Origin of the sequence: Amycolatopsis sp. NPDC059235, assembly GCF_042754125.1 — a bacterium.
Classification (GTDB): Bacteria; Actinomycetota; Actinomycetes; order Mycobacteriales; family Pseudonocardiaceae; genus Amycolatopsis; species Amycolatopsis albidoflava.
In genome coordinates this window covers 1-14,283 of record NZ_JBHZAG010000049.1, presented here as the reverse complement: position 1 = coordinate 14,283, position 14,283 = coordinate 1, and the positions used below count along the sequence as shown (strand labels likewise).

13 protein-coding genes are annotated in these 14,283 nt (G+C 70.0%); 3 read left to right on the top strand and 10 right to left on the bottom strand.

Annotation, left to right across the window (positions count from 1 at the left end; all coding sequences use genetic code 11):
- Positions 1-2: 2 nt before the first annotated feature.
- The 5 genes from ACFXI3_RS27745 to ACFXI3_RS27725 are packed head-to-tail and all read right to left on the bottom strand — an operon-like array spanning position 3 to position 4,459.
- Positions 3-890 (bottom strand): ABC transporter substrate-binding protein, encoded by an 888-nt coding sequence (locus ACFXI3_RS27745; protein WP_378403357.1) that lies wholly within the window; start codon positions 888-890, stop codon positions 3-5.
- The gene (locus ACFXI3_RS27740; RefSeq protein WP_370936115.1) at positions 887-1,606 is read right to left on the bottom strand and encodes an ABC transporter ATP-binding protein; all 720 of its coding nucleotides are present in this window, start codon (positions 1,604-1,606) and stop codon (positions 887-889) included. Before ACFXI3_RS27740 ends, ACFXI3_RS27745 begins: the two co-directional genes overlap by 4 nt.
- The gene (locus tag ACFXI3_RS27735) at positions 1,603-2,448 is read right to left on the bottom strand and encodes an ABC transporter permease (RefSeq protein ID WP_378403355.1); all 846 of its coding nucleotides are present in this window, start codon (positions 2,446-2,448) and stop codon (positions 1,603-1,605) included. Before ACFXI3_RS27735 ends, ACFXI3_RS27740 begins: the two co-directional genes overlap by 4 nt.
- Positions 2,445-3,440 carry an NrtA/SsuA/CpmA family ABC transporter substrate-binding protein gene (locus ACFXI3_RS27730; RefSeq protein WP_378403353.1) on the bottom strand — a complete coding sequence of 332 codons (996 nt, stop codon included), beginning with the start codon at positions 3,438-3,440 and terminating at the stop codon, positions 2,445-2,447. Before ACFXI3_RS27730 ends, ACFXI3_RS27735 begins: the two co-directional genes overlap by 4 nt.
- The gene (locus tag ACFXI3_RS27725) at positions 3,437-4,459 is read right to left on the bottom strand and encodes an ABC transporter substrate-binding protein (protein WP_378403351.1); all 1,023 of its coding nucleotides are present in this window, start codon (positions 4,457-4,459) and stop codon (positions 3,437-3,439) included. The genes ACFXI3_RS27730 and ACFXI3_RS27725 overlap by 4 nt, the downstream gene beginning before the upstream one ends.
- A gap of 139 nt (positions 4,460-4,598) precedes the next feature.
- On the opposite strand from ACFXI3_RS27725, the gene ACFXI3_RS27720 reads away from it, so the two are divergent.
- Positions 4,599-5,384, top strand: a complete 786-nt coding sequence (locus ACFXI3_RS27720; RefSeq protein WP_378403349.1) for an IclR family transcriptional regulator — start codon at positions 4,599-4,601, stop codon at positions 5,382-5,384.
- On the opposite strand, the gene ACFXI3_RS27715 is transcribed toward ACFXI3_RS27720, so the two are convergent.
- The 3 genes from ACFXI3_RS27715 to ACFXI3_RS27705 are packed head-to-tail and all read right to left on the bottom strand — an operon-like array spanning position 5,381 to position 8,639.
- Positions 5,381-6,427: an LLM class flavin-dependent oxidoreductase gene (locus tag ACFXI3_RS27715; RefSeq protein WP_378403347.1), complete on the bottom strand. Its 1,047-nt coding sequence runs from the start codon at positions 6,425-6,427 to the stop codon at positions 5,381-5,383. The two genes, ACFXI3_RS27720 and ACFXI3_RS27715, sit on opposite strands and share 4 nt — an antisense overlap.
- Positions 6,424-7,689, bottom strand: a complete 1,266-nt coding sequence (locus tag ACFXI3_RS27710; RefSeq protein ID WP_378403345.1) for an LLM class flavin-dependent oxidoreductase — start codon at positions 7,687-7,689, stop codon at positions 6,424-6,426. Before ACFXI3_RS27710 ends, ACFXI3_RS27715 begins: the two co-directional genes overlap by 4 nt.
- A complete protein-coding gene (locus ACFXI3_RS27705) occupies positions 7,686-8,639 on the bottom strand; it encodes an LLM class flavin-dependent oxidoreductase (protein WP_378403343.1) in 954 nt (317 codons plus the stop codon). The genes ACFXI3_RS27710 and ACFXI3_RS27705 overlap by 4 nt, the downstream gene beginning before the upstream one ends.
- A gap of 179 nt (positions 8,640-8,818) precedes the next feature.
- Between ACFXI3_RS27705 and ACFXI3_RS27700 the strand changes: the two genes are divergently transcribed.
- Both ACFXI3_RS27700 and ACFXI3_RS27695 read left to right on the top strand, forming a co-directional pair.
- Positions 8,819-8,950: a hypothetical protein gene (locus ACFXI3_RS27700; RefSeq protein WP_378403341.1), complete on the top strand. Its 132-nt coding sequence runs from the start codon at positions 8,819-8,821 to the stop codon at positions 8,948-8,950.
- A complete protein-coding gene (locus ACFXI3_RS27695) occupies positions 8,947-10,026 on the top strand; it encodes a YeiH family protein (protein ID WP_378403338.1) in 1,080 nt (359 codons plus the stop codon). Before ACFXI3_RS27700 ends, ACFXI3_RS27695 begins: the two co-directional genes overlap by 4 nt.
- A 49-nt stretch (positions 10,027-10,075) precedes the next feature.
- Here the strand turns inward: ACFXI3_RS27695 and ACFXI3_RS27690 are convergent, their stop codons facing one another.
- Both ACFXI3_RS27690 and ACFXI3_RS27685 read right to left on the bottom strand, forming a co-directional pair.
- Entirely contained in the window at positions 10,076-11,437 is a 1,362-nt protein-coding gene (locus ACFXI3_RS27690; protein WP_378403336.1) for a hypothetical protein, read from the bottom strand.
- On the bottom strand, positions 11,371-12,858 hold the full coding sequence (locus ACFXI3_RS27685) for a hypothetical protein (RefSeq protein ID WP_378403334.1): 1,488 nt from the start codon (positions 12,856-12,858) through the stop codon (positions 11,371-11,373). The genes ACFXI3_RS27690 and ACFXI3_RS27685 overlap by 67 nt, the downstream gene beginning before the upstream one ends.
- Positions 12,859-14,283 lie beyond the last annotated feature (1,425 nt).

Genomic DNA, 14,283 nt, shown 5'->3' with positions numbered 1-14,283 from the left:
TTTCAGCCCTTCACACCGAGTGCCGCCGCGACAGCCTGGTCCAGGCCCGCGTGCCGGATCTGGGCGACCTTGATCGGCCGCGCCAGGAATCCGGCGTCCGCCAGGATGTCGGCGGCTTCCTGCTGCTCGGCGAGGAAGACGTCGCTCACCGGCTCGAGTCGCCAGGGCAGCACCGCCAGCGCGGCATGCCAATCCTCGGCGTCGCCGCCTTGCTCGGCGGCGGTGAAGTCCGCTGCTTCGATCAGGTTCGCGGCAGCCCAGTCGTCGGCCTGCTGCAGGGCTTCCACGATGGCGCCGACGAGTTCGGGTCGAGTGTCGGCGACGTCGCGGCGGGTGAAGAACACCGAGCGGTCGGCGATCACGTCCCCGGCTTCGACGAGCGTGCGTACCTTGCCGGCGCGACGGGCGGCGAACAGCTCCGCGCCTTGGGCGACCCATGCTTTGACACGCCCTTCGCGAAGGTCTTCGGCGGAGGACGGTCCGGCTCGGCGCGCGGTGATGTCCCGTCCGTAATCGAGTCCGTGGCTGCTCAGGAGCTTGCTGACGAAGTGAGTCTGCCATGAGCCGATCGCGAGGTCGACGGTCTGGCCCTTCAAGTCCGCCACCTGAATGTCGTCGCGCACCAGGAGTGCGCCGTGGCCCGGCCGTGGCGCGGAGACGGCGGCGTAGACGAGGTCGTGGCCGTCGGCCTGCGCGGACAGCGGCGGGGTCGACCCGGTGCCGCCGAAATCGATCCGCCCGTCGGCGAGCGCGGCCGCGGTGTCGAGGCCGCCGATTCGGTGCCATTCCACGTCTTCGCCGAGCGGCCGCAGCAGTTGTTCGAGGAAGCCGAGGCGGGAGAGGTGGTAGAGGGACGGGTTGTGCGGGTGGACTCCGATGTGGACGGTCATGGGGAGGTCTCCTCAAGGGTGTGCACGCCGAGATCGGCGAGCAAGCGGGAACGAAGCGCGGCGAAGGCGGGATCGGCCGGATCGCGAGGCCGGTCCAGGCCGACACGTTCGTCAGTGATCAGCCGTCCTTCGCGCAGGACGCCGATGCGGTCGGCGAGCCGGATGGCCTCGTCGACGTCGTGGGTGACCAGCAGGACGGCTGGCCGGTGGACGCGGCACAGGCGTTCGACGAGGTCTTGCATCCGCAGCCGGGTCAGGGCGTCGAGGGCGGCGAACGGCTCGTCGAGCAGCAGCAGTTCGGGTTCGCGGACGAGGGCGCGCGCCAGTGCGACTCGCTGGGCCTCGCCGCCGGACAGGGTGGCGGGCCAGGCGTCGGCGTGGTCGGCGAGGCCGACTTCGGTGAGCGCGTCCAGCCCGGTCCGCCGGGTGGCGCTGCCACGCGGCATTCCGACGGTGACGTTCGCCAGCACGCGCTTCGACGGCACCAACCGGGGCTCTTGAAATACCACCGTGCGGACCTGGGGTACTAGGACTGTGCCGCTGTCGGGGCGGTCTAGACCGGCCAGCAACCGGAGCAGGGTCGTTTTCCCGCTGCCGCTGGCACCCAGCAGCGCGAAGAACTCGCCGCGGCGGATGTCGAGGTCGAGGCTGTCCAGCACTGCGCGGTCGCCGAACCGCCGCTCGAGCCCGCGCAGGTGCACGGCCGCCGCGTTCACCGGGCGCCCCGTCCGACGGTCCGCCACGGCATGACCAGCCGTTCCAGCAGCCGGACCGCGCCGTCGGCGAGCAGGCCGATCACGGCGTAGATCAGGATGCACACGGTGAGCACGTCGGTGCGCGAATACTCCTGCGCGGTCGACATCAGGTACCCGATGCCCGCCGTCGAGTTGAACTCCTCGGCGGCGATGAGCGCGATCACGCTGAGCGTCATCGACAACCGCAGCCCGGACAGCAGCGACGGCAATGCGCCCGGCAGCACGACTTCCCGCACGAGAGCCAGCCGACCCATCCCGAACGTCCGCATCGCTTCGAGAAGGCCGCGGTCGGCGTTGCGGACTCCGCCGGAAGTGGAGACATACATAGGGAAGCTCGTTGCCACCGCGATCAGCACGACCCGCGCGGTTTCGCCGATCCCGAACCACACCATGAACAACGGGACCAGCGAAAGGAACGGGACAGTCCGCAGCAGTTGTACGGACGAGTCGAGCAATTCCTCGCCCAGCCGGGAAAATCCGGTCAGGACGCCGAGCGAGAGGCCGACCAGCACGCCGATGGCCAGCCCGGCTCCGGCGCGGGCGAGCGAGACTTCCAGCGCGTCGCCGAGTTGCCCGCTGGTCCACAGTTCGCCCACCGCGGCCACTACTTGGCCGGGGGAGGCGAGCAGTGTCGGGCTGAGCACGCCGGTGGCTGAGCCGGTGATCCAGGCGAGCAGCAGCACCAGCGGGCCGACGACGCGCAGGGCGAGCCGGAGTCCGCGCCGCCGGGTGCGCGGCGCGGGGGCGTCCGGTACGACGAGCCCGGCCGTCGACGCGACGGAGAATTCGGTCGCCGTGCTCACTTCGGGCTCCCGGGCAAGGAGGTCACGTCGATGACGTACGGCTTGACGTCGAAGAAACCGTTGGTGATGTGCTGATCGGCGAAGAATCGGGCGACGTTGTGGAAGCGGTCGAGTTCGGCCGCGCCGATCGGGGCGGTCGGCGAAAGCGCTTTGTTGATCGACTCCGCGACGGTTTTCTGCGCCGGGGAAAGCGCTTCCGGTCCCGAAGTGGTTTTGACGTTCAGGAACGCGCCCGGATCCTGCTGCTGACGCTGTCCGGCGGCGCGCAGATAGTCGTACAGTGCGCGCACGACTTCGGGGTGCTGATCGGCGAATCCGGTGCGCACTGCCCAGACCGCGTAATTCTCCGAACCGACTTGGCCGCCGGGCACGAGGAAGCGGGAACCCCCGTCGGCCAGGCGCGGAACCGAGAACTGGGCCCACGTCGACCACGCGTCGACCTGGCCGGACGCGAACAGCGGCGCGACCTGTCCGGGCTGCAGATACACCCGCTGAACCGAATCGATCGGCACATTGGCCTGCCGCAACGCCTGCAGCAACAGGTATTCGCTCGTCCCACCGTGCCAGACCGCGACCTTCTTGCCGACGAGGTCTCGCACATTCGTGATCGGCGAGCTGTTCTTGACGAGAATGCCTTCGCCGAGTTTGTCCGGCTGGGTGGCGGAAAACAGTTTGAAGCCGGGATTCTGCGCGAGCGCCGCGGTCGCCGAAGTGATCGAACCGGACGCGAAGTCGAGTGCGTTCGCGTCGAGCTGCTGTGCGGCGGGAGCGAACGCTCCGGCGGTGCCGGTCCATTCGACCGAGGCGTGCACTTTCGCGAGCGCGGCGGCGAGCGAGCCGTCTTTGCGGCCCACGGCGAGCAGTCCGGAATTGCTGTCGTCGGGGATGCGGACCTTCACGGTGCCCGCGTCGGCCGAGCTGGACGAGCAGGCTGCGACTCCGGCGAAGGCGAGTACCGCGGCGGCGGCCAGGGCGAGGGAACGGATTCTCATGGTCGGGCTCCGGGGGAGATCGGGGATACGAGCGGGGTCGCGCGCTGGTCGACGAGCGCGCGGGCGGCGAGCAGCGGTTCGGGAGCGGCCCAGTCGGACACGTCCACCGGGCTTTCGAGAAACCCTTGCTGCCTCAGGAAAAGCTCTTGGCGTTCGAGCAAGGACAGCCGCTCGTCGGACAGCGAAAGCCCGAGGTTCGCGGCGGTTTCGGGACGGTAGGCGCCGGTGACGCCTTCGACGCCCGCGCCGGTTTCGGCGCGCAGTATCCGAGCGACGTCCTCTGGCCGGTCAGCGGCCCACGCGGCGGATTCCAGCAGCAGCGCCAGGAATCGAGTCACCACGTCCGGGTGCTCGTCGAGCAGCCGCTGGTGGACGGTCACCGGCCGCGGCGTGCCGTTGTTGACCCGCGCGCGGCGATCGGGCGCGGCGTCGAGGTCGATCGCGACCTTGGCCCCGAACCGGCGCGCGGTTTCGACGGCGACCGCGCCCTTGACGTAAACGGCGTCCACGAGGCCGTCCCGCAACGCCGCCAGCTCGCCTTCCCACTGGCCGATCGGGGACCCGGGCACGTCGACCAGGTCGGCGTCGGCGAGGGTGAGCCCGGCGAGCGACAGCGCCCCGGCGTGTCCGTGCAACGCCATCGCCCGCCAGAAGTCGATCGCGATTTCGTGGCGGGGCACGGCGAGCCGGAGTCCGCGCAGCTGCGCGGGTTCGGCGACCGGGCTGTCCGCGCGCACCAGGATGTTCTGGCGTTCTTCGATCCACGTCAACGCGATCAGCCGGGTTTCGACGCCGCGCGAACGGGCCCACAGCGCCGGTACGTTGCCGCCCTCGCGGAACAGGCCGGGCAGCTCGTGGGTGAAATGCGCGTCCCGCTGGTCGGCGGGCAGATCTTGCAGCGCGCGCACGCGGATGCCGTCCGGTGCGAATTCGCGGGCCAGTTCGCCGCGGTCGGCGGCGATCCCGGTCGCGGTGGGCACGGGACAGCGGGTGAACCAGATTTCCGGCAGGGCGGGCACAGTTGCTCCAGCGGGTGAGGAGGGGAGACGGCCGGAACCGTCGCACGAGCCGTGCCGGGCCGACAATTATTTCCACATCATGAGAGATCCGCGGACGACTACTGGTACTAGTGCGGAGAACCTGTGCGACACTTGCCACATGGTGAGCAAAGCCGGTAACGCCGCCGAAGCCGTGCCCGCCGGATCGCAGGCGGTCACCCGGGCCTTGGGCATGCTGCAGTGCTTCCGGGACAACCCCGGCGATCTCGGCGTCTCCGAACTGGCGCGGCGGATGAACCTTTCGGTCTCGACCGCGCACCGGATCGCCCGCACCCTGGCGGCGACGGGATTCCTCGCGCTGGCGGAGGGCAGCCTGCGCTACCGGCTCGGGCCCGCGGTCGCCGAACTCGGCCAGCTTTCGCTGTACCAGCGCGGAATCCACCTTGCCGCGGACGAACTCGCCGAGGTCGCCAAGGCCACCGGCACCGCCGCCGACCTGGCCATCCGCAGCGGCACCGACGCGGTGATCCTGGCCGGCACGAGCGTCGCCCTCACCGCCGGGCTCGGCTTGCGCCGCCCGCTGCACTCGACGGCGCTGGGCAAGGTCCTGCTCGCGTGGGCCCCGCCGGGCGAGGACGACCTGGACGCACTGCCGCCGCTGACGGCCTACACCGCGCGCACCATCACGCACAAAGCCGACCTGCGCGCGGAACTGGACCGCGTGAGGGAGGCGGGTTACGCGCTGAACGACGGGGAGTCGGCGTTCGGCGTCCGGACGATCGCGGTGCCGGTGCTGCGTGCTTCCGGGCACGTGCACGCGGCGTTGGCGCTTCGGTCCACTTCGGACACGCTGACGGATGACCGGTTGCCGTGGTTCCTCTTTCGAGCGCAACGATGTGCGGACGCATTGGCGGTGTTATTGCTGGAGCCGGGCCAGCGGTACTAGCTCGACGGCCAAGCCGGTCCAGCTATCGCCCGCCGCAACGCCGGCGCCACCTCTGCCTGGAAAAGCTCCAGCGCCGCACGATGCGCTTGCGGTGTCCGGCCGTCGCGGTCGGCGGACAGATGGGTCACGCCGTGCCCGAACTGCTCGTGGTACCGCAACACCTTCTCGGTGACCTGGGCAGGGCTGCCGATCAGCGCGGAGCTGCGCTCGGCGAAGTCTTCCAGCGTCGGGAAAACCACCTCCTGGCCGAGCTTGCGCTGGAGCGCCAGCCGCGCCTCGAAGATGGGCCGGTACGCCTCCAGCGCGTCCTGCGATCGGCTCGCCAGATGGAATCCGGCCGTGCCCGCGCCGACCACCGCCTGAACCGGGTCGCGGCCGTGGAAGGCCCAGCGTTCCCGGTAATGCCGGATCAGCTCGGCGTACGGGCCGATCGGGTTGGTGACGTTCGCCGAGAACAGCGGATCCCCGTGTTTCGCCGCCAGCTCGACGGATTCGCGGCTGGTCGCGCTCCCGTGCCAGATCCGGATCGGCTGCTGCAGCGGCCGCGGCCACACTTCCGCGGCGGTGAGCGGCGGCCGGAACCGCCCGGACCACGTGACCCGGTCCGCCTGCCACAGCTTGCGGAACAGCTCGTAGCCCTCGGCGTTGCGGTCCCACTGGTCCTCGGGCGTGACGTCGAATAGTTCGCGCTGGGCCGAGCCGTTGCCCTTGCCGATGATGAGTTCGAGCCGGCCGCCGGACAGGTTGTCCAGCATCGAATAGTCCTCGAACGCGCGCACCGGGTCGAGCAGGCTGAGCGTCGTGACCGCGGTGAACAGCCGGATCCGGCGGGTCCGGGCGGCGATGTGGCTGAGCACCACCGGCGGGGACGACGACAGGAACGGCCGCTCGTGCCGTTCGCCGACGCCGTCGCCGTCGAAGCCCAGTTCCTCGGCGAGTTCGGCGTTTTCGACGACCTCGCGCAGCCGGGCGTCCGGCGCGGCCAGTTCCCCGGTGACCGGGTCGGGGGTGTGCGTGATCAGGGTGATCAGCAGGAACCTCACGGCAGCTCCAGGTGTTCGCGCAGGGTCGTGCCGGTGTACTCGGTGCGGTAGACGCCGCGGTCCTGCAGCTCCGGCACGAGCCGGTCGACCACCTCGTCGATCGTCCCGGGGACGAGGTGCGGGGTGAGGTTGAACCCGTCGACCACGCGGTCGGCCGCGTACCGGGCCCATTCGTCGGCGACCTGCGCGGGCGTCCCGACGAACGAGTGGTGCCGCGGTTCGACCTCCTGCACCAGCTGGTGGATCGACAGGTTCTTCGCCTCGGCGAGTTCGCGCCACTGCTGGATGCGTTCGAGCTTTCCGGTGCGGTGCTCGATCGAGATCGTGCCGCGCGACGGGTCGAGTTCGCCCTCGGCCGGTTCGATGTCGGGCAGCGGCCCGTGCGGATCGAACGCCGACAGGTCCTGGCCCCAATACTGTTCGAGGAACGCGATGGCGCGCTGCGGGTTGATCTGGCGGCGGCGGATTTCCTCCGCGCGTTCAGCGGCGTCGGTCGGCGTGTCACCGAGGACGACCGACGCACCAGGCAGAATGCGTACCGCGTCAGCGGGCCTGCCGTGGCGGGCCAATCGGTCCCGCAGGTCTGCCGCGTAAGCCGCCGCTTTGTCGTAGGCGGTGTTCGCGGAGAAGACGACGTCGGCGTGCCGCGCGGCCAATTCCCGGCCGCCGGGGGAGTCGCCGGCCTGGAACACAACCGGACGACCCTGCGGGCTCGGCGGCACTGTCGGTTCGGCGCGCAGCCGCACCAGATCGGTGTCCGCCTCGACCGGTCCGGTCCACAAGGCTTTCGCCGCTTCGACGAACTGGGTCGCGCGTTCGTAGCGGCGCTCGTGCGCAAGCCAGCCGCCGTGGCGGAAGTTGGCTCCAGTCCAGGCATTGTCGGTGGTGACGATGTTCCACCCGGCCCGCCCGCCCGAGACGTAATCGAGCGAGGCGAGGCGACGGGCGAGGTCGGCGGGGTAGTTGTAGGTGGTGTTCTGCGTGGCGACCAGCCCGATCTTCGCCGTCGCCCCGGCCAGCGCGCTGAGCTGGGTGATCGCGTCGGGGCGACCCGCGACGTCCAAGGCGTGCACCTGGCCGCGATTCTCCCGGACCCGCAAGCCTTCGCCGAGGAAGAACGCATCGAACAGCCCGCGTTCCAGGGTCCGGGCCACCGACACGTACGTCTCGATCGCGGTGTGATCGGCGTTCGACGGGTCGTCCCACAGGAACTGCGGTCCGACGCCGGTGTAGAAGACCCCGAGGTGCAGCTGCGCGGTCATGCGATTCCCTTCGACGACACGGCGAATCGGTTCTCGGGACGCGGGAGGCCCAGCGTCGTGCGGAGGGTCGTGCCCGGTTCCTGCGGGGCGAGCAGGCCTCGCCGGCGCAGTTCCGGGAGTACCTCTTGGCTCAGGACTGGCAGGTCGTTCGGGCCGGGGTGCAGGCGCACGCCGTCGAGATCGAGCTGCTCCAGCAACGTGACCAGCCCGGTGGGGGAACCGGTGTAGCGGGTGCGGCCATTCGGCGACGGCTCGGTCGAGTCGAAACGGACTTCTAGCTCGCCGAACACCAGGGGCGCGGTTCGGTCGCGGTGGCGGAGATCGTCGGTGAGCACGATGTCCGGCCGGACGACGTCGGCGAACTCCTCGGCGGCCAGCACGACGAGGCTGCCCTGCGGCGGTCGCGGCGTGATCAGCGGGCCTTTGACGGAGAACGTTTCCCCTTCGAAGTCCACGTGGTGGACCTTGTCCGGGTCCAGATAGCGGCCGGTGGCGAGGTCTTTGATGACCGCGTCGTCCTCCCACGAGTCCCACAGTCGCCGGATCGTTTCGACGACGTCGGCCACCTCTTGCCGGAGGTCGTCCGGGTGCGCGCGGCCGATCGTCGCGAGCGCTTCGGGCGTGGCGGCGGTGCCGACGATCCAGGCGGCGCGGCCGTGCGTGGCGTGGTCGAGGCTCGCCAGCTGAGCGGCCAGGTGGAACGGTTCGGCGGTCAGCACGTGCGACGTCGGAGCCAGTCCGATCCGGGACGTCGAGGTGGCGGAGTAGGCCGCGCGGACTGTGGCCTCGACCCGGAAGCCGCCGGCGGGCGCGTCGTCGAAGGTGGCGAACGTGAACCCGGCCCGCTCGGCGTCGGCGACGACGTCCGCCAGCGCGTGCGGATCGGCTCCTGGAGGTGCTCCAGCGCTGTCGAGTTCGACGGCGAGGTGCAAGGTTTTCGGTGAACTCATGCGGGCACGGCCCCCTCGATTCGTTTGTGCCAGAGGTAGCCGGAATCCGGGGTGCGCCGCACTGCTGCTCAGGATGTGGGCGGCCGGCCGGTGTTGTTCCGCCGGTGTCCACAAAGGAGGTTTCTCAGCTGGTGGACGGGGCGGACTGGCGCGGCCGGCCCGCCTACAGTCCTGCGGTCATGAGTTCCGATTCGAAGCCGCGAGGCACCGCGCGGATCAGCGCCGACTGGGCGGCGGTGCTGGTCGCGGCCGTCCTGGTGGCGCTGGCCGCGTTCGGCGTGCTGCCGACGATCCCGTTCCTCGTCAAATGACGGCCGCGCTGGAAGGCCGCCGCACGGTGCCCGCGGTCGTGAGGTATGTGCCGGGGCTGCTGTTGCTGGCAGCGGTCGGCGTGGTCGGAACACTGGCGCAGAACGGCGTGCGCAGCCTCGGCCACGCGACCGGGACCGCGCTGCCGGACATCGAATACGTGCTGTGGGCGATCGTCCTCGGACTGGTCATCCGCAACACGATCGGCATCCCCGCGCTGTTCCGGCCCGGCGTCGGGACCTACGAGTTCTGGCTGAAGACCGGCATCGTCCTGCTCGGCGCCCGCTTCGTGCTGGGCGACCTGGCCAAGCTCGGCGGGTTCAGCCTGGGGCTCATCCTGGTCGACATGGCCGTTGCGACGACGGTGATCCTGTTGGTGGGCAAGGCTTTCGGCCTCGGCGGGAAGCTGTCTTCACTGCTGGCGATCGGCACGTCGATCTGTGGTGTGTCAGCCATCATCGCCGGGCGCGGGTCGATCGACGCCGACGACGAGGATTCCGGCTACGCCATCGCGGCGATCCTCGCGCTGGGTGCGGTCGCGCTGTTCACCTTCCCGGCGATCGGGCACGCGCTGAACCTGACTGACACCGAATTCGGCCTGTGGGCCGGACTCGCGGTGGACAACACCGCGGAGACGACCGCGACTGGGGCGGCTTACTCGCCGCATGCGCAGGACGTCGCGGTGGCGGTGAAGAGCACCCGGAACGCGTTGATCGGTCTTGTGGTGCTCGGGTACGCGGCGTACTGGTCGACTCGCGGTGGCAAGGCGGTCGCTGGTGGGGTGAAGGGCCGTGCGGGCTTTGTGTGGCGCACCTTCCCGAAGTTCGTGCTGGGGTTCATCGCGGTTTCCGCGCTGGCGACCGCGCACGTGTTCACCAAGGCGGAGGTCGCGAACCTGGGGAATCTGTCCAAGTGGGCGTTCCTGTTGTGCTTCGCCGGGGTCGGGCTGAACTTCGACCTGCGGCAGATGGCTCGCAGCGGGCTGCGGCCGCTGGTCGTGGCCGCGCTCGGACTAGTGGTGGTCGCCGTGTGCTCGCTGGGACTGGTGCTGGTGTCCTCGCAATGGTTCAGTTTCTGACCGGGTAGGCGGGGTGCCCGGGCGGCGCGACCCGGGCACCCCGCTTGGCTCAGCCAGGCAGACCCGGGAAGGTCGGAATCCCGTTGGCAGGCAATGCCGACGGGTTCAGCGGCAGGTCCAGCTGCGCCGGAGTGTCCCCGTCCACCACCTGCGTGACGTTCTCCGGGACGATCGACGTCGCCTGCCCGAGCAGCGCCGGGTGGACGCCGTAGATCTGCCCGACCGCGCCGACCGGCGTCTGGTTGTGCCGGCCCGTCGTGACGACGTGGCCGCCAGAATTGCCGTGCGTGACGTTGTCGCCGTAGGCGTTCGCGACTCCGCCCCACACCGCCGAGTCGCCGAACACCTGCGCCACCTCGGAGGTCGGCACGTCCTGCACGACGCCGGACGTGCCGGTGCCGGAGCTGGTGATGTCGCCGCCGGAGGTGTTGCGGGTGTGGTTCACCGCGCTGCCGTCGACCATCCCGGCCCAGGCCGCCGAATCGCCGAAGACCTGGGCGATCGGGAGAGCCTCGGCCGACACGACGTCACCGGCGAGCTGGCCGCGGCCGCCCGCGGTGTGGGTGTCGCCGCCCGCGGTGGAGGTGGTGTTGTTCGTCGCGTCGCCGGTCACTCGGCCGATCCAGGCCGGGGCCACGCCGAAGACGCCCGCGGTTCCGGCGGACGGTGCGTTGACGACGTTGCCAGCCAGGGTACCGCCGCGGCCGTCGGCGAGGTTCTTGCCGCCCGCACGGGAGTTGGTGGTGTTGTCGGACACGCCCTGTCCGTAGCCGCCCCACGCCGCTCCGTCTCCGTCGACCTGGGTGACCTGCGAAATCGGGGTCTGCGCGATGTTTCCGGCCACGGTGCCGAGCGCGCCGGTTCCGTGGTAGTCGCCGCCCGCCTTGGAATCGGTGTGGTTGCTCGCTTCGCCGATGCCTCGGCCGATCCACGCGGCCCCGACGCCGAAGACCTGCGTCGGCGCGGAAAGCGGGGCGGCGATGACGTTCGAGGACAGTTTTCCGTTGTCGTCATTGGTATTTCCGTCGCCGCCGGCGGTGACCTTCTTGTGCTCGTCGGCGACTCCGACGCCCTGGCCGATCCAGAACCCGCCGACGCCGAACACCTCGGCGGGCAGCGCGGCCGGGGCGGTGACGATGTTGCCGGAGCCCTCGGAGTTGTTGCCCTGGGTGCCGTCGTAGCCGCCGGCCTGGACGTTCTTGGTGTTGGTGGCCTGGCCGTAGCTGTTGCCGATCCACGAGGCGCCCGACCCGAAGACGTCCGGGCTGGCCGCGACCGGCTCCGAGACGAGGTTGCCGGACAGCTTCCCGCCGTTGCCGTTCGAGTAGGTGCCGCTGCCGGACTTCACGTCGGACGTGTTGTCGTGCCCGGCGTACGACTCCAGGCCCCAGTTCCCGGCGACGCCGAACACCTCGGCCGGGACCGCCAGCGGCGCGTCGGCGATGTTGCCCGAACCCGTGCCGTCCTTCGCGGAGGTGGAGGAGAACCCGCCGGACGTGACGGTCGATTTCGAGCTGGACGCCGACTTCGGCGCGTGCGCCGGCGAACCGGCTGCGGGCTCGGGATCGGGACCGGCCAGAGCGGCGAGCCGTCCGGACGGGTCGGCTGGCCGGTCGGCGCCGGCGCGGCGGGGTTGATTCCGCCGGTGAGCGGGTTGCCGGTCGGGAACGGGTAACCGGGCAGCGGAACCGGGTCCGCCAGCGGGCTGCCGTGCACGCCGCCGGTGCTGGATTTCCCCGCCCAGGCGGCCGCGACGCTGGCTACGTTCGCGATGCCCGCGCCTTGCGGTTGCACGATGTTGCCGGAGCCGGTCCCGCGGTCGCCGTTGGTCTGCACGTAGGACGGGATGTGGTTGATCCCTTCCTTGGTGCCGCCCGCGGTCACCGTGTCGGTCGTGTTCGAGGAATCCACTGTGGATACACCGCCCCAGGTCGGGGCGTTTCCGTTGAATTCCCAGGGGAACGCCAGCGGTGCCGCGCCGACGTTGCCCGCGAGCGTGCCGTCCTTCCCGGCGCTGGAGATCGGACCGCCGGAGCTGGTGGTGTTGTGCGCCTGCGAGTCGGTGGTCTGGGCCGAACCTCCCCAGGACGCCGCGTTGCCGGTGACCTGCAGCGGCGTCGCCCACTGCCCGGCCAGGACGTTGCCGGACCCGGTGCCGCCGCGGCCGTCGGTGGTGTCGCTCCCGGTCGTCGAGGTGGTTTGCTCGGCGCGGCCGCCCTTCGTGCGCGCGGCGCCGGCCCAGGAGATCGCGTTGTTCGCGAATTGCACCGGGACCGCCCAGCGTGCGTCGACGACGTTTCCGCCCAGCGGGGTGCCCGCGCCGCTGGTGGTGATGTCGTGGTCGTTGCGGTAGGTCTGGTGATGATTCGAGCCGTCGACCTCGGCGGGTCCGCCCGCCGCGAAGGCGTTGCCCGCGATTTGGACCGGGACCGCCAGTTCCGCGTTCGCGCGGCTGCCGCGCAAGGGATCGCTCGGGGGAGCGGCCTTGCTCGGCGCGGCCTTGGCCGCCGTCTTTTGCGTTGGCTTCGCGGTGGCCGGGGCTGCTGAGGTCGCTGGTTTCGCCGCGCTGCTCGTCTTCGGCTTCAAGGCCTGCTGGAGCGGGTTGGTGAGCGTTTTCGTGGAGACTTCGCCCTGGTATCCGGGCAGTTTCGTTTGCCCGGCCGGGGTGCCGAGGACGTTGTCGCCGATGTCGATCGGCACGGTGACGCCGGCGTCGATCGGATTGGCCGGAGCGTCCGGACTTTCGGCGGCGGAGGCGACCCCGGTGCCGAGGACGAACAGGCCGCCCGAGACGAGTGCCGTCTGCATGCCGCGCTTGACCCAAATGTGCATGACGAATTCCTTTGTTCTCTGTGATGGACGGAGATTTCGGGCACGACTTCAGAGCCCGTGAAGAAGAAGGGGCTTGTTACCGGAAACAGGGGAGCGGGCCGGGCTAGTCCGGGTCGTATCCGGGACGGGCGTTCGTATTCGCCGGGCAGGACGTGTCGCCAGGACGAGCCGGAATTGCCACCGGTGCCGGCTCGGACAACCGCGTCGGCTGCTGCACTCCGCCCGGTGCCGAACCGCTTTGCCAGACAAATACGCCAGGCGACGCCGGAATCGTCGGGGTGTGTGCGTGCTTTGTTTTCGGCGCGGGGGTGCGGTGTTCGGGTACGGATGCCCGGTGGATCGTGTGTCGAACCGACGATTTGACCGGAGCGGCCGGCGGAGCGACTGACGGGGCGGCGTTCGTTACGGGAACCTGCCGTTGGACGGCGGTCGTCGGTGCTTTGGCCTTTTCCGCCGGGCGCGCCGCTGATTTCGCTGGTCGTTCGGCGATGGCGGATTTCGTCGGCTGCACGACGGATCGGGGTGGCTGGGCAGTGACCGGTGTGGGCTGCGGGGTCGCGGTCCGAACTAGACGGGAGACGGTTTTCTCCACCGTGCCAACGATTTTCTTGCCGACCGCCGCTACGTCAGGACGCGGGACACCGTCCGCGATGTGCTGGACGCCGGTGTCCGAGAGCAGGGAAGGCACGTCCGGCGTCGGCGGCATCGGCTCCGCCGCGGCGGAGGAGGTCGAGATCAGCCACGTCAGAAGGAGTCCGCCCGCGACCGTCCCCGCCAGGAACAGGACACGCACGACCCAGCAAGCCGTCCGGCTCGCGTGTTTTCGGGTCGTGCCGTCACACCTCATGACGAGGCCTCCTGGAAACGGTGCGTACGTTCGCGATCGGCGATTAATCACCGGCGAAACGGTGCGTTGTTCCCAGTCTGGCAAAAGGTGACAAGGAGCACTAGATCATGATTTCCCTACGCCCCGTTCGAGTGAATGACAGCCGGTGATCTTCGCCGCTCGACCCGGGTGCCGGTGCGCTGGTGGGCACCGCATTCTCCGGGCGGGAACGGCAAGATCACCGGCTCCCCTTGCTGGGGGAGGTTACTCTGCGCACACTGCGGAAGAAGTCGCATTTCCCGTCCCGCGCAGTGCGAATTGCGGAGCTACTTTCCGTAGTATTGGCGAGCGTCCGGCCGAAGGGAATTCCGGGCGGCTCAGGCGGTCCGGTGATCGAAAACCTACTCAGAAGACGTCTTTGGCCGGCGCTCGCCGGAAACCCGTACTAACAGTAGAACTGACGGCGGCCGCGCCCCCCCCCGCACCACGGGGGGGGGGCGGCCCGCGGGTTATCGCGACCCCCGGGTCCGGGTGTGGAGACCGGCCACCAAGCTCCCGGGGGCGGGGGGCACTACTAGACGCGGGGCGGTTAGCGGCGG

Excerpts from the sequence above, each read along its gene's own strand:
- ACFXI3_RS27730 (WP_378403353.1), bottom strand. The coding sequence starts at position 3,440 with ATGAGAATCCGTTCCCTCGCCCTGGCCGCCGCCGCGGTACTCGCCTTC.
- ACFXI3_RS27700 (WP_378403341.1), top strand. The coding sequence starts at position 8,819 with ATGAGTTCCGATTCGAAGCCGCGAGGCACCGCGCGGATCAGCGCCGAC.
- ACFXI3_RS27705 (WP_378403343.1), bottom strand. The coding sequence starts at position 8,639 with ATGAGTTCACCGAAAACCTTGCACCTCGCCGTCGAACTCGACAGCGCT.
- ACFXI3_RS27720 (WP_378403349.1), top strand. The coding sequence starts at position 4,599 with ATGGTGAGCAAAGCCGGTAACGCCGCCGAAGCCGTGCCCGCCGGATCG.
- ACFXI3_RS27685 (WP_378403334.1), bottom strand. The coding sequence starts at position 12,858 with ATGCACATTTGGGTCAAGCGCGGCATGCAGACGGCACTCGTCTCGGGC.
- ACFXI3_RS27745 (WP_378403357.1), bottom strand. The coding sequence starts at position 890 with ATGACCGTCCACATCGGAGTCCACCCGCACAACCCGTCCCTCTACCAC.
- ACFXI3_RS27695 (WP_378403338.1), top strand. The coding sequence starts at position 8,947 with ATGACGGCCGCGCTGGAAGGCCGCCGCACGGTGCCCGCGGTCGTGAGG.
- ACFXI3_RS27710 (WP_378403345.1), bottom strand. The coding sequence starts at position 7,689 with ATGACCGCGCAGCTGCACCTCGGGGTCTTCTACACCGGCGTCGGACCG.